Below are 22,255 nucleotides of genomic sequence, written 5' to 3' on the forward strand. Positions count from 1 at the left end.
GCTCAATTTAAAATCTAAAATCTACAATTCGTAAACGATCTTATCGTCTTCCTCAACCCCTCCACCGCCGTCACCGGCATCCGCTCAATGCCCAATGCCCGCTTGATCTTCTCATTCGAGACGACATAATTCTCCGTCAATTTCTTCAACCGCTCCAGATTCAACGGCAAACGTAACAAAGTCCCCAACCCCGCACACTCCTTCATCAACCCCTTATTCATCCGCCAAATATGCGCCTTCTTCCCCATCACCTCACACATCTCCCGGATCAACTCGTTCGTCGACAACGCCTCATCATCCGCCATGTGATAAATCCCTGACGGGACCTCCTTTTCAATCAATCCATTCACCACGTAACAAAGATTATCCACCGAAGTAAACGACCTCCTGTTCTCGAAATCCCCCAACGGCCACGGTAACCCTTTCTTCACCACACTATACAGCAAATTCAAATTCCCCTTATTCCCCGGCCCATGAATCATGCAAGGCCGCAAAATATACACCTGTTTCCCCTGCATTTTCAATTCTCCATTCTCAATTTTCAATTGTTCTAGTATGTAATTCTCCGCCGCAATCTTACTTTCCCCGTAGGGGCCCTTCGGTGTCGGGATTACCTCCTCCGTCAACTTATCCCCCACCACAAAATCCGCTGCCGCCTTCACCGAACTAAAGAAAATAAACTTCTTCGCCGAAGACTTCATGAAAAAATCAAATACCTTCTGTGTCAATCCCGTATTTATCGTAAAATACGTCTCCGCCAACGCCTCATTTTTCGTATCATGCGCCTTCCCCGCCAAATGCACAATCGCATCAACCCCCTCTATTCTCTCCAATTCTTCCCACGAATACGTCCTCATTACCCCCTCTTTTTCCGGGGTAACAATGTCCAAACCATAAAGAACATGCCGCTCTTTTAAAGACAACACAAGATTAGAACCCACGAAACCGTGGATTCCTGTAATAAGAATATTCATAAACAAAATCTATTAACTATAGAGCATTATAATTTTACGACATTCTTTAAAGAAACATTTTATTTTCAAATATCAATTTAATAAACTCCGAAGTTCTTCTGGAGAACGTAAATACGATATACCCCAATATTTATCAACAACCTTTCTCTGAATTTCAGTTATTTCCACCTTCTCATTACAAAATATTTCGTAAAGTTCTTCTAATTCTTCATTTAGCGTATCCCAATTCTCTTTTGTTCTCACTGCGTCAAAATGTTTCTTCAATTTCTCATTATGCGCATTATATTTAATCTCCTGTCTATAAATATAATGAGGTTTATTTAAATAAATACAATAACCAACATGTGTTCCAACACTATTAGAAATAGTAAAATCTGCTAGTTCTATAATAGAACGTTGACGTGATAAAAAATTCAAATCAAAACGATGGCCCGACGAAACAATTTTATACCCAAAAGATTCGTAAAGTCTTACTATTTCTGGTTTTAATGCATCAGTCCAATACAATGAAACCAAAACAGAATCATAATCACTTCGAATTTTTTCTATTTTATTAATAAAAGCTCCTTGATCATAATCAGAATCTACCCCAATAATACTATGAGAAGGAAAAACGAGTAATACACGTCCTAATTCTTTTTTTAATTTATAAAATTCTTCTCCTTCTAATAAAGGAACTGCATAATGAATAAAAGGACCTATTGGCAATATATCTTTATTTATACCACTAGCTTTAAGATGTTTTACTCGCATAGCTCCATATGTTATAACGTTCTTAAGCGGATAAATTTTTTCATCTTCTCTCACCAAATTTCCAAAAAAGATCCCATGTTCAATATAACCATTTAAACTCTTTTTCACATCAAGATTTGCATATTTTTTTAATGCATGGGCAATACCATACAAATTATTATCTATCACAATTTCTCTTGGTGCATAGGGTATCGATTCGGCCAATTCTACATAATTGAATACAGAAAGAAGCTTCCTCTCCTCAATAATTCGGTCAAAAACGGTTCTATTTTTCAAATTAAATAAACCATTGATTAGCTTAACTAACCATTTACGCTTTATTACAAAATGTTTTAATTGATGGTTCATATAATCTCATTATTTCACTATTTCAGCTAATTTTTTAGCTTCTAGAATATTATCCTCAATAGAACAATACGTCCAACTACCATAACGTCCTATTGAATATACATTATGCTTAGCAAATTTATCTTTTAAACTTTGAACCTCTTCGATACTTTTTTTATTTATATGTACATAAGCAGGATCCATTATCACATAGTTCCAACTGACCAAATGCTGATCAGAAACTATTTTTATCTTTCTTAAATCAGCAAGAGTTCTATCTAAATATTCAGTAATATCCGATAAAAGCATATCTTTAGAAAATCCAATCTCAACATAAAGAGACATTTTATTGGTATTCAAAATATTATCATAATATCCAACTCTATAAAATAAAATGTCTGGATCTGGGATATACACCCAACTATTCTTAACATCATCTCCTTTTTTATCAAATCCCAAATTAAATACTAACACCTTATTCCAAGTATATATATCTGGATCATAATCTATTCCGCATTTATCAAGTAACATTGGGAAAGGCATTGTAGAAATCAAATTATCATATTTAATTGTACGTCTAGTCGTCTTTACTTCTTTATGTAAAATATCTATATTAGTAACCTCCTCTTTTAAAGAAATTTTTGAAGAATCAAGCCTCTTAACTAATGAATTTACATACTCAATTGCACCACCTTTAGGATAAATGAAAGAAGAATTATATGAAATATTTTTGCTATCACGGAAATTTAAAATGATCTCTTCTCTACTTGCTTTGGGGAAAAATCGCCCCATAGCCCTACTATCTAATCGATCTAGATCACATGCATATAATTTTTGATTATACGGGATTAAAAATTTTTCAGCAATGCCCTTTCCAAAATTTGAATAAACCATATTTTTAAAAGAATTCTTCATTTCATCATCCCTAGCAACAAATAAGTCATATAAGCAATCTATGAATTCTTCTTTTTCTAATTGATGTATATTTTTTTGAAATGGAAAATCTATGTAACGATCTTTGTATAAAATCTGAGTATTTTTTTTGACTTCACACAACTCATCGATATTGATATTTTCCAAAACAAATGCTTTAATATCGGGATTTTGGAAATGAAAAAAATGTCCTGAATAATCCCATACAAATCCATCTTGTTTAATTGTCCGACAATATCCCCCAATTTCTTGCTCTTTTTCTATAACTAAATAAGAATTTTTTGTAAAACAAGAATAACTTAACCCAGAAACACCTGCACCAATTACTATATCCATTATCTATATTTTTTTATTCCATTTATAGCCCAACACACCAAATAATACACACTTGTAACAAAATTCAATTTTTCAATATTGCGATATATATTAAATTGAGGTTTTATCATCTTTTTTTTATTACCACTAGTACTAGTAATAAAAACACGGTAACTTGCAAGAACATCTTTATTACCATAAGCATAATCTATTCTCTTCAAAATTGAGAGCCAAAAAGCCAAATCATCACGTAAACTTCTCAACGCCTCATTGAAAAAAACTTCACCCGTCTTTTCTTTATCATACATCGCAGTCAAACAAGAGATAGAACAAGTTTTCAATAAACTCTTATAATTAACTTTATCTGGGACAATAAAAGGTCTAAGAAATTCATTATTATTTTCATCTATTCTTTTATAAGAAGCAAACACAATTGTTGCGTTCTTTTCTTTTATGAATCGTATTTGTTTCTCCAAAAAATCAGATTCCCATAAATCATCCGAATCCAAAAACGAGATATATCTCCCCCGAGCATGTCGTAAGGCATTATTTCTTGCGGCAGCAGATCCTCCATTTAATTGATTAATTAAATGAATTCTAGAATCCTTTTCGGTATATTTACTCACAATATCAGCTGAATTATCTTTACTCCCATCATTGACAATTATCATTTCCCAATTTTGATAAGTTTGCTTCAAAACACTTTCTAGAGTTTGTGCAACATATTTAGAAGCATTATACATCGGAGTAATTATTGATATCAAATCTTTTTCCATTCTTATATATTTCGATTATTTAACATATAACAAATATTCACTAGAATAAAACTTAACCCAACAAATAGGTAAAAGGATATTAGCACAATAAATACATTACTGCACCGATTACAATAACATATTAATCATTTCCTAAAGAATAATTAGGCATTACTACATTTTCGAAAAAAATAGTTCTATACGGCACAGCTCCGTGTTTCTCTAATCCAAAATAGAATTGTAAGACATAATACAAAAAAGAGACAGTAATTACCGCAGTCGAAATAATTTTTACTTTACGATTTTTTATTAAAAGAGGAAAAACTAATATATTAGTGTATAACATATAAAATGACACTCGCTCAAGCAATAAAAAACCGACCGATACAATTCCTAAAAAAGAACCACATAAATAGATTTTTGCTAGTAATGGCTTCTGTAATTTATTATAAGTAATAACGATACTTAAAGCAAGACAGACTTTAAATAAAATTCCTAATCCAGAAGATGTTTCTGCTGCTTGCAAAAACCTCATAGAAGAAACTGCAAGTTCTCCATAATGAGGTATTACTAACATTAGACGAACTACATATTCTTGCCAAAAACCTATCAAATATAAAAAGTAGGCACTTATAATCAACACCCCCCATACAAATCTAGAGAATTTAATAAAACGTATAAAGTATGCACCAATTAATACAATTGCCGAATAATGAAATAAACAAGCTCCAAGAACACAACACAAATATTTTATAAACTCACCTCTCTCTATGAACTTTATAGAATAAATAAAAATTGATATTGCTATACATTGACGAATTTGGTCATTTGCACAAATCAAAAAACCTAAAGCAAATGTAAAATAAATACCCCAAGACAAACAATCTTCTCGAACAAGAGTTTTAAATATAAAATAATATGTGACAATTGTTGCGATAAAGAAAACATATATATATCCACATGGGTTATCAGCAAACACATAATATAAAAAATCAAACCCTGGTTCATAAACTGCAGAATAGCCATTATTCTTGTAAGATTGAAAAGCATAAGTATAATTTGCATAATCATTCCCAACAAAAAAACGACATCCACAAAAAAGAATAATAACTAAAAATGATAATACAATATAACACTTCCTTTTAAAGACACTTCGTTCATGATTTCCTATATAAGCAAACATTGAAGCAAACAACATCGCACCTAAATACCACAAAAGCGAAGAAATATCCCCAGTCATAAAATTATAAAGTATCTAACATATCACAATATGCTTTTTTCATCTGGTCAAATGAAAATTCTTTCTCAAAACGCTCCCGTGAGTTTTTTCCCATCAATTTCCAATCATAATTAGAGAGACTGTTTAATACTTCCAGTAAAGATTCTACATTAGGTTCTACCAGTATACCATTAAACAAATTTTCTACTTGTTCTGGAATTCCTGAAACATTAGTACTAATAATAGGTAAACCAACTCGCATAGCCTCTATAATAGAAATAGGCAAACCCTCATTATCACTCATCAATATATAAATATTTTCATGACACAACTTTTCATGAATTTGTTTATTATCTACATTACCTGCAAAAGTTACATTATCATTTAGACCATATTCTATAACTTTTTTTTGTAATGAAATAAGATCTGGCCCACCTCCAAACAGAGAAAGATGAATATTTGAAAGTACTTTTTTATCTAAAAGTCTTAAAGCCTCAATAATTAAATATTGTCCTTTTCTTTTACAAATGGTCCCAGTACAACATAAACGATACTTAAATTCCTTTATGCTAGATTGATCCTGACTTATTATTATTGGTTTATCCTCTATTCCATTATGAAAACAAATTGTTTTCTCCTTTTTTATAGATGGATTTTCTTTCAAAAAATTTTCTCGTCCAATATTTGCTATAAATACAAATCTATCTAAATTGTTAATAATATATTCAATCTGTTTATCCAAAAAACGCAAAAAACAACTATTTTTCAATTTAGGATAAGATTTAAGAAACATCTCCCAACGTTTCCCATCAGTATGAAAAAAACAAACCTTTTTAGCTGTTGTGTCTACCTTCTTTAAATAAGCATAACAAGCATTCGTTTCATGAAAAACAACAATATCTGGTTTCCTATTTAGACTTGCATATAACTTAACAAGGCGTCTAGCATTCATTTGATTTCGCATCACAAATAACATTGACATCAAACGACTTTTTTTTATCCATTCTTTCATCTGAGAACGGCGTGATAAACCTTTAGAAAAATCAACCTCTCTAGCATTTCCCTTAGAAACCAAGTAATCATATGTAAAGATCTCTATTTCATATCCACGTTCTATTAAATAATCTTTATTTGCCAATAAACGTCTCAATGTCCCAGTAGGGCCAATAGTCGCATTAATATAAACAGGACAAATTACATCAACTTTTTTCATACAAACTCTTACTAATTTTACATTCCTAGATACAACAAAAGATGTTACAGAACTTTTAGAGTTCCTAATACCAGAACTATATATAGAATTTCTCTCTCAATTCAGGAATCAATTTTAACAATCGCCAATAAATTTAAATATGAAGGAAAAGAATTTTCCAAATTACCATAGAGAATTATACATAAACAGTACTAACATATTCTTATTAACAGAACCTATTAAAAAAAGAAATAGTACAAATTTATACTTTCTCAATTTTTATCTACAGGTAAATGCAAATAACTTCCTAATTCAAGATTCCATTCATATGGCGTAATTTTATCCCAACCAGCTCCATCAAAAAATGTTAACTCTCCAACATACAATTTCCCATCAACATGATAAATGTCTACTCGTATGTTATATTCAAAATCAGCTGCAATTTTTAAAGCTAATTCAGACATTTCTTTTGCAACCAATGGAGGTGTAAAATTCTTTTTAAGCTCATAAGTACTTCCCATTGAATACTTTTCATCTATAACTTCATAATTTTTATTAAGATATCGATACCACATCTTTCCATCCACATCTTTTTCATTAAAATTTATAACTTTTATTTGTCCATTAAAACAATGAAATTTATACTCTTGAAGCTTATATTCATTACCAGTACTACTCAAAAGACCTTCTACAATAACTCGAGGTTTTACATTTTTATATGGCCATTCTCTATTTGCCCCAAAAAAACTACGCGCACTCAATCTACGTCGATAAAACAGCCTTAATGCTTTCCAATCCTCTTTTGTTTTATCATAAATAATCTTATACGAATTATTATCGTGATTACATTTTATTACAAATGGTTCATTAGGCATATTTTCTGGTTTAATATCTTTCCAATGTGTTGTCTCAAAAAATAACGGTATTAAATATTTATCTGTACCTAATTTTTGTGTAACATATTCACGAACTTTAAATTTGTCAACACAGTCAGAATACCATGGTTTTCGATTATATAATTTCAACCACTGCAATTTTTCTGAAAATGTATTTAAATTATTGAAATCCAATTTATATCCATGACGTTTACGAAATTTCACCTGTAATGCTATTTTATCTGGTATCAGATAAAAGAAAAATATATTATATAAACTTCGCAAAGGATAACACAAATAATAAGTAAACACATTATACCTATAAAACTTCCTAATACTATCTATCATTTTCATTTTTCAATATTTTACGAACAACAAATAATCGATAAACTAACTCAACAAAATAGGATATAACAGTAATACCAACAAAAGCTGAAACACAATGTAATGTACCCCCGAAATACATAAGTAATAGCATTAGTACATACGCACCTGTTGTTACGATAATACTATATAATATATATTTATTATATCCCAACGCAATTAAAAAATTTGAAGCGATAAAACCACTCAATCCTAAAAAGATAGGAGCAAACAAATACAATCTAATTGGTAATAAATCAACATCACCATCAACAAAAAAACGGGTTACATTCGGTAAAACTAAATTCAACAACACAACACCCCCAACCGTTCCTACAAAAGACAAAAATGCCATTCTCTTAAATAAATTCACATTACGTTCTTTAGCCATCCTAGGGAAAAAAACAGTACTTACAATATTAATAGGTTTAACCAACATATTAGTAAATTTAGAACCTAAATCGTAAATAACGACCTCACTCATCCCGACAAAAGAACCTAGTAATATATAATTTAACCTATCTTTTATAGAACATATAACATCGGTTACAAAAATTGGGGAAGCATCTTTTACATGAAATAACATATTACTCATTCCTGGATATCGTAAGCGAACTCCTTCTCGAAAAAAAATAACATATAATGATACCACTCCACCTAAAAAGTATCCGATGCTCCATAGTAATGGAACAATTACGTAATCCTCTGTTTCTTTTACCACAATAAAAATTAACAACAGAAAAAATAATCGTATTCCAATATTCAATATGGCAATATATTTCATTTTTTCTATTCCTTGAAAAAAAAACTGAGGGAATAATAACTCATTAAATGTAATCCCAAAAGAAAAAAGGAATAACCATATATGTTCTCGATAACTATCTATTTGATAAACAATTATCGTATACACGATGAAACAGAAAAACCACAAAAGAAAACGCACCAATAATACAGAAGATAATATCTCTGATAACTTATCTTTATTCTCTCTATAAATTGATACGTGTTTAGCACTAACACTTTTAAAGCCAAAATCTACAATCAAAGAACAATAGCCTGCAATAACCTGTGCTGTAATCACCCAACCATATAACTCTCGCCCCAATACCCTTACTAGATAAGGATACGTGATTAATGGGGACAGAAGTAAAAATATTTGAAGCGCAGATATATAAGAAAAGTTTTCAACTAGGACTTTATTCTTTTTTATTATTTGACGATATCTTGTTCTATAAGACACACCTAATTTCATTTACATTTTTCAAGAATGTCCACCTATACACTCATAAGTAAACCCTTCTTTTATCAATTCATCCCGATTATATATATTTCTTCCATCCAATACCAATGCACGCTTCATAGATTTTTTCAGAATCCTCCAATTGGGAACTCGAAATTCTTTCCATTCAGTTACCACTAACAGAGCATCTGCATTTAAAACTGCATCATACATGTCATTAGCATACACAACGGCAGTACCAATTTTACGTTTACACTCCTCCATCGCTACCGGATCATAAACTTTTATTCGTCCTCCCTCATTTAATATTTTATCAATTAATATTAGAGAAGGAGCCTCTCGCATATCATCCGTTTCTGGTTTAAAAGCCAAGCCCCATATAGCAATTGTTTTTCCAGATAAATCTGTTCCTAATAAACGGATTAGTTTCTCAAACAATATACTTTTTTGAATATAATTTACCTCTTCCACAGCTTTTAACACTCGCATATTATATCCTTTCCGTTCTGCTGTTTTTATCAATGCTTTCACATCCTTAGGAAAACAACTTCCCCCGTAACCACATCCAGGATACAAAAATTTACTTCCAATACGACTATCGCTGCCAATCCCTTTTCTCACCATATTTACGTCAGCTCCAACCAACTCGCACAAATTAGCAATATCATTCATAAAACTAATTCGAGTTGCAAGCATAGAATTCGCTGCATATTTAATCATTTCTGCAGATGGAACATCTGTAAAAATCAAACGATAATTATTCATCATAAAAGGTTTATATAACCGTTCCATAATTTCTTTTGCTTTCTCAGACTCCACTCCAACCACAACTCGATCTGGCTTCATAAAATCCTCAACGGCATTTCCCTCTTTCAAAAATTCTGGATTTGAAGCTACATCAAAGTCTACTTGAATTTTCCGAACATTTAATTCGTTCTGAATTACAGATCTTACTTCTTTTGCCGTTCCTACAGGCACAGTACTCTTGGTTACAACTAATATATATTGATTTATATTTTCTCCTATTGTCTTAGCTACCCCTAATACATATTTCAAATCAGCACTACCATCTTCATCAGGAGGAGTTCCCACTGCAATAAAAACGACATCCAACTCATTTAAATACGATGTTATATCCGTTGCAAAATGTAAACGTCCTGCTTTACAATTTCGTTTTACTAAATCATCCAATCCCGGTTCATATATAGGGATAATTCCTTGTTTCAATCCTTCGATTTTAGACTCCAATAAATCGACACAAGTCACATCAATTCCCATTTCTGCAAAACAAGTACCTGTCACAAGACCAACATATCCTGTTCCTATTATTGCTATTTTCATCTCAGTTCACTTTATAATAATCTTTATACCACTCAACATAAGCTTTTACCCCATCATGCAACAATGTACTCGGTTTATAATTAACAGCTTCTTGTAACAATGTTGTTTCTGCATTCGTTTGATAAACATCTCCTGGTTGCATAGGTAAATATTCTTTTACAGCTTTCTTACCACAAGCCTCTTCTATCGCCATAATAAAATCCATCAATTTTATTGGCTGAGAATTTCCTATGTTATAAATTCGATAAGAACAAATTGAAGAAGAAGGATCAGGATCTTCAGCATTCCATGTAGAATCACAAATTGGAATCTTATCAATCAAACGAACAATTCCTTCTACAACATCATCTATATAAGTAAAATCCCTTAACATATTCCCATTATTAAATACTTTTATTGCTCGATTATTCAAAATAGCATCTGTAAATAAATAAGGACTCATATCAGGACGCCCCCAAGGACCATAAACTGTAAAAAAACGTAAACCTGTAGTTGGAATGTTATATAAATAACTATAAACATGTGCTGCCAATTCATCAAATTTTTTCGTAGCAGCATATAAACTAACAGGATGAGCTATACTACACTTTTCCTTAAAAGGGGTATTTTCATTTAGACCATATACACTACTAGAGCTCGCATACAGCAAATGTTTCACTGGATAATGCCGACAACATTCTAAAATATTAAAGAAACCTACAACATTTGCATCGATATATGCTTTCGGATTTTCTAATGAGTAACGAACTCCAGCCTGGGCAGCCAAATTTATCACAACATCAAATTTTTTCTTCTCAAATAAATCTTCCAAAGAGTTTGTAGAGAGTAAGTCTATCTTTCCAAAATAAAAATCTAAATATAGATCACTTTTATAAAATTTTTCACTAGAAAAATCGTTCGTAGAAATCCCCAATAATTTCAATCTTGCATATTTTAATTGTATATCATAATAACTATTCAAATTATCTATACCATAAACAGTATGTCCATTCTGCAATAATACACGAATCAAAGCTGCCCCAATAAAACCCGCAGCACCAGTAACCAACATTCTCATTAGTCAATTCTTTTGATTTATTGATAATCTATATAAAACTACTCTTTATATAGGGCAGTTTTTAGAATACTCTATAAATTCGCATTATACACTTTTAGAATATCCAATTCTTTTGAAAAACTTATTAAAAGTTCTACCATTTCCCTAAAAGCACCTTCTCCTCCTTTTTTAACAGTAACAACATCTACATTCTTTTTTACATACTCTGGGGCCGATGATGGACAAAAACTCTTTCCAACCGATCTCAAAAGTTCAATATCATTAATATCATCACCTATATAAGCAACCTCTTCCAATCCAAGATTTAATTGTTCACATATTTTTTGAGCAACAATTAGTTTATTATCCACTCCTTGATAAAGATAATCTATCCCCAATTTCCTAGCTCTCCTTTCAACTATATGTGTCTTTTCTCCTGTAATTATTCCAACTGGTATTCCCAAGCGATGACAAAGTAAAACACCTGCACTATCATAAGTATGAAATTTTTTCCATTCATTCTCATATTGATCGTAATACATCCCCCCATCCGTCCAAACGCCGTCTATATCTGTTAGTACAAGTTTAGGAAACATTGATATCATTTTTTATTTACAATTAAATACTCATTAAAAACATGTATGCACCTCAACATAACCAAATATGTTTAAAACCATTTTTTATATCACACAAACACTTAAGCAATATATTCAGGGTAAATTATTTCATTAGCTGGAATATCTTTAATTATCGTTTTTCCAACAATATCCAATAATTGATTCCACTTGTATCCATCCCCAGGACTAAGTAAATGCAAATCCTCTTCTTTAATAACATGACCAGCTTTCATTTCATATTTTGAAGCAATGGAACGTTCTAATTTTATCTTTGCAGATTTTACACATTCATCTATATATAATTCTTCTTTCCCCATCCAACGTTCTGCAATACGAATATCACGAATCATTCGATTAACTCCATCAGGTCCTAGAGATCCTAATTGATCTGTTCCTTTCATAAAACGGTCAATGGTTACATGTTTTTCTATTATTTCAGCTCCCATCCCAATAGCGACAATAGGAGCTGATATCCCTATTGTATGATCCGAAAAGCCTATTTTATATTGACTATAATTTTTCTTCAAATAAAGAATCGTATTTAAATTCAAATTATCTGGAAATGTCGGATATTGTGAAACACAATGAAGTATTGAAATATTTGAATGGTATTTCGTTATTATATCTAGAGCATCGTCTAGTTCTCGTTTACCAGCCATTCCAGTTGACAAAATTACTGGAATTTTCGTTTCTGCAATAGAATTTAATAATGGCAAATTAGTTAAATCACGACTAGCAACTTTCAGAATATCTGGCTCAAATAATTTCAACAACGACAAACATCCTTTAGAACATAAAGTTTCAACAAAATCTAAATTTAAAGACTTTGCATATTTATATACTTCATAATGGTCTTCATTTGTCAACTCTAAAAAGGCTCTATGTTCTCCATATGTTTTCCCAAAAGAATTTGGAGAATCATAAAGACGTTTCATTTGAGAATCTGTTAACTCTTCAGACAGATCTCTTTTAGTCATTTTTATAGCATTCATTGGCTCTAATTCCAAATTAAAAACAGATTCCTTTACTGGACGCGCCACTAATTCTATAATTAACTTTGCAATATCAACAGAACCATTATGATTTTGCCCTATTTCTCCTATTATATATGTGTGTTTCATTATTTGATATTTTTAGCAATTTCTAAAACCATTTTTTCTTTTAAATGTGCACTTCTATCAATGAAATCAACAACTGTAGATAAATCATATTGGTTTCCCAATAATAATAGATTAGAATAAATTTCTTTAATACAATCAAAATCTTCTCTAGTATCAATTGTTAATCTTATATCATCACGACCATTTAAACAAGGATCTGTGTCTAACCATTTAATGTTAAACAATTGGGGATAGGTATATATGTAATTCGTAACATGTTCATGATACAATTTATCACTTGTCAAACTTGCGACCCTTTCTAAAGCTTCTAAAGTCACGTATTCTGTCCAAAAACCGAAGTGAGTTTTAATTGAAGGTCTATCATTAACAATAAAACTCATATAATCAACATCTTGATTATTTTCTATATTCTCGATTAATCTATCTATTTCATTCAAATCTAATAATGGATTATCAGAACATACTCTTATTAAAGAAGTAAAATTAAAATTCTTAGCACAAGCAATAAACCTACTTAACACATCAAACTCTTCACCCCTAAAACACACAAGATTCTTAGAATTACAAAATTGTTCTATTACATCATCTTTAGTATTAGTTGTTGTTGCAATAACAACACGTAAACCACAATGAGTAAATTTATCTGCAACAATAGATAGTATTGTTTGCTCACCATAAAATGGTAATAAAACCTTATTAGCAAGTCGAGTAGATCCCACGCGAGCTTGAATGACTACACCCGTTTTATTCATTTTTTATATCATTAAAATAGAATACGCTAAAATCCATTTTTACGCTAAAAAGCATATTAATAGAACACATAATTTACATATAACATATCCAACACAAGTAACATCATTTATTATCTAGAAATAATTCCTTGTATGCTAATTGATCAAAATAATCACTCAAACATCCAATCTCTTCATTTTCGATATTGTCTTTCAAGAAAAGATTTATTTTATCACCGACTATAGAACAGTAAACCTCTATCGCACGAAACCAATTCCAATTATCTATGTTTATTAAAATTTGGTTACTATTATATTCGTTCATTTTATCTTTCACGATTTCCTTTGCCAACCTTGCACACTCCTCCTCCCCCGTGAAATAATAACAACTACACAACAACCGACACATCTCCGGTGTTCGACAAGGTAATACAATCTCATCGCTACCCTCCGGTGATATTATCCCATAAGCTGCATCTAAAGCTATATCCAGGAAATCCATGTCGGAATAGGTCAAATAAGTTTCCATCAAGTCGGCAATATGTCCAACTCGATCTTCCAATGCAATAGATGGATCTTGTATCAGATCGGCTAATTCTCCCGCTATTTCACGAATCCGTTCATGGATATCCCATTGGCTACCATACACGTCTTCCAACCACGGGTTTACTCGCACAATAGAATAGATTGAGATATACCCATGCAATAAACCGGACAACGCAGATGGAGGGAAATCTCCAATTGGGATGACCGATACTTTTTTGTACAAATCATTAAGATTCATCGCCACTATCTCTATTTAATTTTTTCTAGGAATGATCCCGGAATATAAGAGGTTGCCACAGAAACGACCCCTTCCAGGCGCACTATTACGCGTTTATGCCCCTTTATGCGGAGCAATTCTCCTTCAAGCCCTATTAGCGGACCTTTGATTACTCTTACCCGATCACCTCGCTTCAACTCTTCGTTAATCACCTCCACGGTGGAATCTGAAAAGTCAAGCAAGAACATGAAATCACGCATTTGCTTATCGGGAACAATCAACAAATGACGAGTTTCTAAATCTTTCAGGTAAACGACGTTTAAACCATGTTCATTCAGTAACGAGAAAGCTGTTGTTTGATCCGTTCGAATAAAAATCAAATGAGGGATCAAGATTACCCGCACGTTTTTCCTCCCGGAAGAAGTTTCACGAACTTCATCACGCATGGGAAGATAATTTTCTATCTCCAAGTGATCTAACCGCTTTTTAATCGTTAATTCCTGATTGATTTTAGTGTACGCCGCATACCAATGCATTTTTCTCGTACCCTCTGACATATTTTATAGCTTGTGAAATCTGGAAATTCTCGTGATTGATTAATAAATTCTATATCACACGATTGATGTAGATACGCTTCGCGCACTAACCTTTAGAATCAGGCTTAACTTTTTATGCCCATGTGCCTCACGCACCATCCTTAAACAGGTACAGCACGTAAAAACTGTCTTTTGGAAGAATCATATTCATTCCCACGCAAATAATCTGATTTTACTGATTCTAGACTATTGATCTAAAAAAACGATCGATTGATGATATTAACACATTTAATAATTTTTCATTTTGGGCAAATATGTCAACCTCCTGATGGTTAAAAAGAAAAAAATATCTGCATTCCATTTGTAAGCATGAAAAATTAGTATATTTGCAACGCAATAATCGATCGTTTATTAACACAATAAACATTTCAATATCAATCCCTTTTTATCATCCTACTTTTCTTTGGACAAATCTTTTGTTTCCTATTGGTACACAAACTTTAACACACATAAAAAACAGATGAGAGTATCTACGATTTATACTATCCACAGAACCAAAGAAATAATGATAATCTTCCTGTAGTCACGAAATATAGTCCAATTTGTCCTACAACACCATTATGAGAGTGAGCTGGTATTTTGTTTTTAAGCAACAGCGCAGAAGCCATATATATAAACGGCATAATACTTATCCCTTGTCTTAATTATCTATGACAGTAATTATTGTAATTTGAATTATATAAAAAACCTGAAAACGACAAAATTCATTTTCAGGTTCCTGTACTCATGTTACTCATCTCAATAATTCTCTACCAGTAATTCAAAGAATCCTTGCGGATGGAGACAAGCCGGACAAACTTTAGGAGCCGTGGGGCCCTCGTGGACATACCCGCATTTGCGACAATACCATTTTACCGTTTTCGGGCGTTCAAAAAGGATACCATCCTGCAAGTTCGACAAGAGTTTCCGATACCTTGTTTCATGATTTCTTTCCGCCTCGATAATCATACGGTACATCACGGAAATGTCCTTAAATCCCTCCTCTTCGGCCACTTTAGCAAATTCCGGATACAAGTGATGCCACTCGTCATACTCACCCTCCGCAGCCTCAACCAGATTACTGGCCGTGTCCAAAATAACCCCAGCAGGATACGCAGCAGTGATCTCCAACATTCCGCCTTCTAAACGGCTGAAGAAACGTTTCGCGTGCATCTCTTCTTGCAAAGCGGTCTCGTAAAATATGCCCGCTATCTGTTCGTACCCCTCTTTTTTCGCTACTTCAGAGAAAAAAGTATACCGATTTTTTGCCTGTGATTCTCCGGCAAATGATTTTAAAAGATTGGCCTCTGTTAAAGTACCCTTTACACTTTTGTTCATGGTTTTTCCTTTTTCTTACGGGGAAAAGATGTTTTAAGTTACAGGCTATTTAGAACCAAACCTGTAACCGGTCAACCTGCAACTTGTAACTACTACTTATCAAGCAAACTTAGAACCTGTTTAAATTTCGCATTGACTAATATAAAAAAATATTGAATGCCAGTTGTTCAAGAGACATACGCTGTTACTCTATTGTTTGGCTAGGTCTTCTCCGTGCTTTCTCCGTGTCACTTGCGAGTAATCGCTGGAAAAAATACATTTAAACGCCGCACGAATCAAAACTGAGTCTTATTGGAACACCGAAGGAACATTGATGGAACATCAGCATAACCTAGAGGTAATCAAGCAACGACAAGATTTTGTTCAACAAATTTAAACAGGCTCCCAATGGTAGTATAAATACCCCACATTTTAAGCATTTCTCTCCTTTAGTTGCAAAATATTAAGATATACTTTTGTATGCAAAAGAATTATGACGAGTAATTTTTCCATATAGAGTTAGTTATGTCAGAGATTTTAAAAAAGTTACAAAAAGATATTCATTTCATCGAAGGGCTGAATAGCTGTATGAATTGCGGGGTATGCACGGCAATTTGTCCGGCAGCCGAATTCTATAACTATGACCCGCGGGTGATCGTGGAAACCGTACAACGGGGGAATGAAGAAGAGATCGAAGAGTTGTTGAAAAGCAACACGATCTGGTATTGCGGGGAATGTATGTCTTGTAAAACTCGTTGTCCGCGCTGCAACACGCCGGGCCTCGTGATCATGGCATTAAGAAAAGCATCCCAGGAATTGGGATATTTTGTCTATTCGGAAAAAGGACGTCAGCAATACGCGCTAAAACACGTGATCGGAGAATCCATCCTCAAAAGAGGATATTGCGTTACTCCCGACCTGGTGAAACCGGAAATGCACCCGGAGCAAGGACCCGTGTGGGAATGGATATACGAGCATCTGGATGACGTGTACGAACGCATGCACTCGAACTACCGTCAATCGGGAGCCGGGGCATTACGGGAAGTGGATTCGGAAAGTATGGATGAATTGCGGAAAATTTTCGATGTCACCGGGGGAACTGAATTCTTGGAAAAAATTGACAGTTGTTCCCAACACGTGGCCGACGAAGAGAAAGTTGATCTGGAAGAGGCTTATTTCCTGAAAACATACATGGAAAACAGCGGGAAACACCAGTAGAAAGATAAAAGTTTAAAACGAATTCAAGCAATTAACAGGAACTAAAATAGCGAGATGAATTTAGAGGGTAAACAACAGATATGGAAAGATTATCAGAAAGAGATTGCCGATGATCACTATTTTTACGCGAGAAGTTGTATTCGCCAGACGTTCTTCCCGGGTTCGGAATGGGCTTACCTGGATATTATGAAGAATAAACTGGCGAAAGATGTTATTGATGATCCGCGACACACGACTTGCACCGGGATCGGTTATCATTCGGACATCGTTCCGGCAGAAACAATCATGACGGTAGTCGCCCGTCATTTTGCCCTCATGACCGAGGCCGGGTACGAAAACATGACCCCCTCTTGTATCACATCTTTCGGTATTTATACCGAGATATTGGAGACATGGCACCACCACCCGGAAGTGGAAGAAAAAATCAGAGAATTCCTTTGGAAAGCCACCAAACGGGAATTTAAAAAACCTAGAAATCTTGCTCACACATCAGACATAATCTATAAGTTCAGAAACGAGATCGCTGCCCAGGCAAAATACAAGCTGGTGGACGTTCACACGGGAAGACCTCTCCGGGGGGTGGATCACATCGGGTGTCATTACTCGAAAATGTTCCCCACGAAAGGAATTGGGGGAGCCGAATTTCCGGCCGTGTTATCCGGTATGATTTATGCCTGGGGCGGCGATGTAATCGATTACCCGGAAAGAAGACATTGTTGCGGTTTCGGTTTTCGCCAGTATCTCGTGATGGCCAACCGGGGCTATTCCGTGGCCAACTCGAAAAAGAAATTTGAATCCATGCAACCTTACGAACCCGACTTTATCGTGGCAAACTGTCCGGGGTGCGCCATGTTCATGGACAAATGGCAATACACGATCAGCGAGATGGAAGGAACCACTTACGGACAGGACGGCTACGGTATTCCCGTGCTGACTTACGAGGAACTCACAGCTCTCGTTCTGGGGTATGACCCGTGGGAAATCGGGTTGCAGATGCACCAGGTTTCAGTGGAACCCCTGCTGGATAAAATGGGCATCCCGTATGATCCGGAAGCAAAATTCAAAAACATCCGGGGAGAAGACATCGGGGCCCCGAAATGCCCCACGTACCTGAGAGTGTCAAAATTATAATGTTAAACCACAAAATTGGAAAAAGAACCATGAAGTCATTCATTTTCAACTTTCAATTTTCAATTTTCAATTAATATATGGCAAAAGTCATCATCATCGGAGGAGGTCCGGCAGGTTGCGAAGCCGCGCATCAACTGGCAAGTCAAGGAATCGACGTGGAATTAGTCGAGAAAAACAACGAAACCGGCGGTAACTTGAACAATTGGTACCAATTGTTTCCTGACCGGAAATCCGCCAAGGATCTGAACGACATATTAAAACAAAACCTGAATCACCCGAAAATTCAGTTACACTTGGGCATGGAACCCCGGAAAATCGAGAAGAACAAAGAGGGTAAATTCCTCGTATCTCTCAGCGACGGTAGCTTACTTGAAGGGGACACAATGTTGGTTTCCACGGGATTCAAAATTTTCGATGCCCGCCGGAAGGAAGAATATGGTTACGGGATATATGAAAACGTGATCACCTCCGTGGAACTGGAGAATATGTTCTACAACCACTCAATCAGAATGGCAAACGGGAATACCCCCAAACGTATCGGGATCATCCATTGCGTGGGTTCCCGTGACGAAAAGGTATGCAACTACCATTGCTCCAAACTCTGTTGTATCACCGGGGTAAAGCAAGCCATTGAACTTCGGGAACTATTACCTGACACGGAAATCTTCTGTTTCTACATGGATATGCGTATGTTCGGACCGGGTTACGAGGAAATGTACCGGGATGCACAGGAAAAATATAATATCAAATTCGTGCGGGGCAGATTGTCCGAGGCCGCTGAAAACATGAACAAGCAATTACAGATCAAGGTGGAAGACACTCTTGTCGGGAAACCCTTGCGCATGACGCTTGATATGATGATCCTGTTGGTCGGTATGGAATCCTCGGAAGGCAGTCGCCAAATGGCAGACACGCTAGGCTTGAACTTGGCTCCAAATGGTTTCATCAAATCCCAAGACCCGCACTATCGTAACAACAACACGAATGTCGAAGGCGTTTTCGTGGCCGGATGCGGAAGTGCCCCGATGAACCTGACCGACACGCTGGCCGATGCCCGTTCGGCAGCCATGAACATTATAGAATACGTGAAACTTAAAAAGATTTTGTGATTGTCGATTCCAGGATTCAGTGATTAAAAAGAGCGTTGGATAGAGGGGAAAAATCAATGAATCGGAAATCACTAAATCAAGAAATTAATAGGATTTAAAATTAAGAGATGATCAATTTTTGGGGTTATAGCATATCGGAAACACGGAGTATCAATTATGATACGAACGACAAATCCATGACGGAACATATCGCTCGTGTGGTTCCCAGCAGCAAATTATGTATTGGCTGTGGCGGATGTACGGCAGGATGCACGGCAGGAAATCTCACGGACTTTAACATCCGGAAGATACAGATGCTCATGAAGCGAGGCGAAAATAAAGAGGCGAAAGAGCAATTACAGAAATGTATGTTGTGCGGAAAATGCATGCTGGTCTGCCCAAGAGGCGTGGAAACCCGAAAGATGATTTTAGAAATGCTCAACTATATAAAAACAAAATTGAAAAGCTGAAATGCCCGGACCCGTTCCCCTCATTTTCAATTTTCAATCTTCAATTTTCAATTATTATGCAGCAATACGAATACACGAACAAAATATATTACGATCACTTTGTCCTGCCGTTCACGATCGGGCTGGTCGTGCTACTGGGATACTTGTGCGTGAAATACTACAAGTGGATCAAAAGCTTTCCGAAAGAAGAACGTAAAAAAATCCGCAAAGGCTTGTTCAGTCTTAAAACCATTCGTTCCGGTTGGGAAATTTTCCGGGAAAGTTTGTTGCATCATAATATATTCAAGACGAACCCGATGCTGGGATACATGCACATGACCTTTGCTTTCGGATGGTTCTTATTGATCGTTGTCGGGAAAATCGAATCCATGGTTTACCATACCAGTGCTTTCAACCCACCTTATTTTGCAATCTTCTTCCGTTATTTCCATCCGGCAAAAGAGACGTTCCCGTACAGCGAGTTTTTCGCGTTCTTGATGGACTTGATACTGACATTCCTGTTAATCGGGATCTTACTGGCTGTCACCAAACGTTTCTGTTCCCGTATTTTCGGCATGAAGAAGACCACGAAACAACGGGCTTACGATTTGCTTATACTAACCGTACTCTGGCTCATTTTCCCGGTACGTTTTCTGGCAGAAAGCTTCACAAGCGGTCTGAATGGAGGCGGTAGTTTCCTCACGCACAACGCGGGGGACTTTTTCAACGATTTTCTACCTCTGGAAAACCTATCTTATCCTGCCTGGTGGCTTTACTCCTCCTTGCTTGGACTATTCTTCCTACTATTACCATTTTCCCGGTACATGCATATCCCGACTGAAATGGTCTATATCTTCTTGAAAAACTGGGGAGTAAAACAAGGCAAAGAATATAACGGATTCAGTGAAATACAGGTCAATTCCTGCTCCCGTTGCGGAATATGTATCAATACCTGTCAATTGAACACGTCCTGTAATATAAATGACACGCAACCCGTCTATTTTCTCCGTCGCCTGCGCAATCGAGAGGAATACGCCCAACAAGCAGAAGACTGCCTGATGTGCGGACGTTGCGAGAATTCATGTCCCGTGGGTATCAACCTGAATGCGATCCGCCAAAGTAAAAGACCAGATATATTGAGAGTTACGAAAGACACGTATGCTTATGTTCCCCAACCGGAAGTGAAACCCGCTAAAGTCGCTTATTTTGCCGGATGTATGAGTCATCTTACCCCGGGCATTATAAAATCCATGCAACAGATTTTCGAGAAAGCAAAAGCAGACTACACGTTCATTGATGAGCAAGCCGGGGTATGTTGTGGGCGACCGTTAGCTCTTTCCGGGAACTGGAAAGCGGCACAAGTGGTCATGGATAAAAACCTGCAAATGATTGATGCCTCACAGGCCGATATATTGGTTACCTCCTGCCCAATCTGTTACAAAACTTTCAAGGAGGATTACCTGTTGAATATAAAAGTCATGCACCACACGGAATATATTGATATGCTGATTCAGGAGGGGCAATTAAAGGTCAACGCCCTGGATCTGAAAACCGTGTTCCATAACCCGTGTGAACTGGGAAGAGGTTGTGGTGTCGTTGACGCCCCCGAAAGCGTATTGAAACAAGTAAGCCGGAAAATCCCGACAGCCTATGACGGGAAAAAATCACTCTGTTGCGGGGGTAGTTTGGCAAATACGGCCATTGATTCCACGCAAAAAACGAAAATTAGTAGTGATACAGTGAAAGCATACGCGGCATACCAGCCGGACGTTATTGTCACGGCCTGTCCGCTATGTAAAAAAACATTGGGTAAAACCTCACCGGAAATCCCGGTAAAAGATATTGCAGAACTGGTTGCAGAAGCCTAAAATAAAAACGGGATTCACATAAGAATAGTGAATCCCGTTTTTTATTTCTCGACT

The 22,255-nt window shown here is 35.4% G+C and carries 21 protein-coding genes; 5 read left to right on the forward strand and 16 right to left on the reverse strand.

The annotated features are described in order from the left end of the window. Positions 1–14: 14 nt before the first annotated feature. From I2I33_RS07765 to rbr, 16 genes are all read right to left on the reverse strand, one after another. The gene (locus I2I33_RS07765) at positions 15–974 is read right to left on the reverse strand and encodes an NAD-dependent epimerase/dehydratase family protein (RefSeq protein WP_087422435.1); all 960 of its coding nucleotides are present in this window, start codon (positions 972–974) and stop codon (positions 15–17) included. Positions 975–1,046: 72 nt separating this feature from the next. Beyond that, positions 1,047–2,075, reverse strand: a complete 1,029-nt coding sequence (locus tag I2I33_RS07770; protein ID WP_087422436.1) for a hypothetical protein — start codon at positions 2,073–2,075, stop codon at positions 1,047–1,049. A gap of 9 nt (positions 2,076–2,084) precedes the next feature. Further along, positions 2,085–3,323 (reverse strand): protoporphyrinogen/coproporphyrinogen oxidase, encoded by a 1,239-nt coding sequence (locus tag I2I33_RS07775; RefSeq protein WP_087422437.1) that lies wholly within the window; start codon positions 3,321–3,323, stop codon positions 2,085–2,087. Further along, on the reverse strand, positions 3,323–4,078 hold the full coding sequence (locus tag I2I33_RS07780; RefSeq protein ID WP_087422438.1) for a glycosyltransferase family 2 protein: 756 nt from the start codon (positions 4,076–4,078) through the stop codon (positions 3,323–3,325). Before I2I33_RS07780 ends, I2I33_RS07775 begins: the two co-directional genes overlap by 1 nt. A gap of 121 nt (positions 4,079–4,199) precedes the next feature. Continuing rightward, complete coding sequence (locus tag I2I33_RS07785) at positions 4,200–5,297, reverse strand: EpsG family protein (protein WP_087422439.1); 1,098 nt, start codon at positions 5,295–5,297, stop codon at positions 4,200–4,202. 4 nt (positions 5,298–5,301) lie between these two features. Beyond that, positions 5,302–6,489 (reverse strand): glycosyltransferase family 4 protein, encoded by a 1,188-nt coding sequence (locus I2I33_RS07790; RefSeq protein WP_087422440.1) that lies wholly within the window; start codon positions 6,487–6,489, stop codon positions 5,302–5,304. Positions 6,490–6,740: 251 nt separating this feature from the next. Then, positions 6,741–7,697, reverse strand: a complete 957-nt coding sequence (locus tag I2I33_RS07795) for an ATP-grasp fold amidoligase family protein (RefSeq protein ID WP_195666781.1) — start codon at positions 7,695–7,697, stop codon at positions 6,741–6,743. Continuing rightward, positions 7,681–8,958 carry an oligosaccharide flippase family protein gene (locus I2I33_RS07800; protein ID WP_195666782.1) on the reverse strand — a complete coding sequence of 426 codons (1,278 nt, stop codon included), beginning with the start codon at positions 8,956–8,958 and terminating at the stop codon, positions 7,681–7,683. The genes I2I33_RS07795 and I2I33_RS07800 overlap by 17 nt, the downstream gene beginning before the upstream one ends. Positions 8,959–8,967: 9 nt before the next feature. Beyond that, on the reverse strand, positions 8,968–10,287 hold the full coding sequence (locus I2I33_RS07805) for a UDP-glucose dehydrogenase family protein (RefSeq protein ID WP_087422443.1): 1,320 nt from the start codon (positions 10,285–10,287) through the stop codon (positions 8,968–8,970). Between the two features lies 1 nt (position 10,288). Next, positions 10,289–11,344, reverse strand: a complete 1,056-nt coding sequence (locus I2I33_RS07810) for an NAD-dependent epimerase (RefSeq protein WP_087422444.1) — start codon at positions 11,342–11,344, stop codon at positions 10,289–10,291. 71 nt (positions 11,345–11,415) lie between these two features. Further along, the gene (locus I2I33_RS07815) at positions 11,416–11,919 is read right to left on the reverse strand and encodes a KdsC family phosphatase (protein ID WP_162613865.1); all 504 of its coding nucleotides are present in this window, start codon (positions 11,917–11,919) and stop codon (positions 11,416–11,418) included. Between the two features lie 101 nt (positions 11,920–12,020). Then, entirely contained in the window at positions 12,021–13,061 is a 1,041-nt protein-coding gene (locus I2I33_RS07820; protein WP_087422446.1) for an N-acetylneuraminate synthase family protein, read from the reverse strand. Further along, positions 13,061–13,813: a cytidylyltransferase domain-containing protein gene (locus I2I33_RS07825; RefSeq protein ID WP_087422447.1), complete on the reverse strand. Its 753-nt coding sequence runs from the start codon at positions 13,811–13,813 to the stop codon at positions 13,061–13,063. The genes I2I33_RS07820 and I2I33_RS07825 overlap by 1 nt, the downstream gene beginning before the upstream one ends. A 103-nt stretch (positions 13,814–13,916) precedes the next feature. Beyond that, entirely contained in the window at positions 13,917–14,576 is a 660-nt protein-coding gene (locus I2I33_RS07830; RefSeq protein ID WP_087422448.1) for a hypothetical protein, read from the reverse strand. Between the two features lie 11 nt (positions 14,577–14,587). Then, complete coding sequence (locus I2I33_RS07835; RefSeq protein ID WP_087422449.1) at positions 14,588–15,112, reverse strand: UpxY family transcription antiterminator; 525 nt, start codon at positions 15,110–15,112, stop codon at positions 14,588–14,590. Between the two features lie 777 nt (positions 15,113–15,889). Next, complete coding sequence (gene rbr, locus I2I33_RS07840) at positions 15,890–16,468, reverse strand: rubrerythrin (protein ID WP_087422450.1); 579 nt, start codon at positions 16,466–16,468, stop codon at positions 15,890–15,892. A gap of 504 nt (positions 16,469–16,972) precedes the next feature. Between rbr and I2I33_RS07845 the strand changes: the two genes are divergently transcribed. From I2I33_RS07845 to I2I33_RS07865, 5 genes are all read left to right on the forward strand, one after another. Continuing rightward, on the forward strand, positions 16,973–17,665 hold the full coding sequence (locus I2I33_RS07845) for a 4Fe-4S dicluster domain-containing protein (protein WP_087422451.1): 693 nt from the start codon (positions 16,973–16,975) through the stop codon (positions 17,663–17,665). Between the two features lie 54 nt (positions 17,666–17,719). After that, positions 17,720–18,796 carry a CoB--CoM heterodisulfide reductase iron-sulfur subunit B family protein gene (locus I2I33_RS07850; RefSeq protein ID WP_027200984.1) on the forward strand — a complete coding sequence of 359 codons (1,077 nt, stop codon included), beginning with the start codon at positions 17,720–17,722 and terminating at the stop codon, positions 18,794–18,796. A gap of 77 nt (positions 18,797–18,873) precedes the next feature. Beyond that, positions 18,874–19,905 (forward strand): FAD-dependent oxidoreductase, encoded by a 1,032-nt coding sequence (locus I2I33_RS07855; RefSeq protein WP_087422452.1) that lies wholly within the window; start codon positions 18,874–18,876, stop codon positions 19,903–19,905. 107 nt (positions 19,906–20,012) lie between these two features. Continuing rightward, positions 20,013–20,354: a 4Fe-4S dicluster domain-containing protein gene (locus I2I33_RS07860; protein WP_027200982.1), complete on the forward strand. Its 342-nt coding sequence runs from the start codon at positions 20,013–20,015 to the stop codon at positions 20,352–20,354. A 56-nt stretch (positions 20,355–20,410) separates the two neighbouring features. Further along, positions 20,411–22,201, forward strand: a complete 1,791-nt coding sequence (locus tag I2I33_RS07865; protein ID WP_229128234.1) for a (Fe-S)-binding protein — start codon at positions 20,411–20,413, stop codon at positions 22,199–22,201. The last annotated feature ends 54 nt before the right edge of the window (positions 22,202–22,255 follow it).

This window comes from Butyricimonas sp. BSD2780061689_150309_C8, from assembly GCF_015560935.1.
In the GTDB taxonomy this organism is placed as follows: Bacteria; Bacteroidota; Bacteroidia; order Bacteroidales; family Marinifilaceae; genus Butyricimonas; species Butyricimonas paravirosa.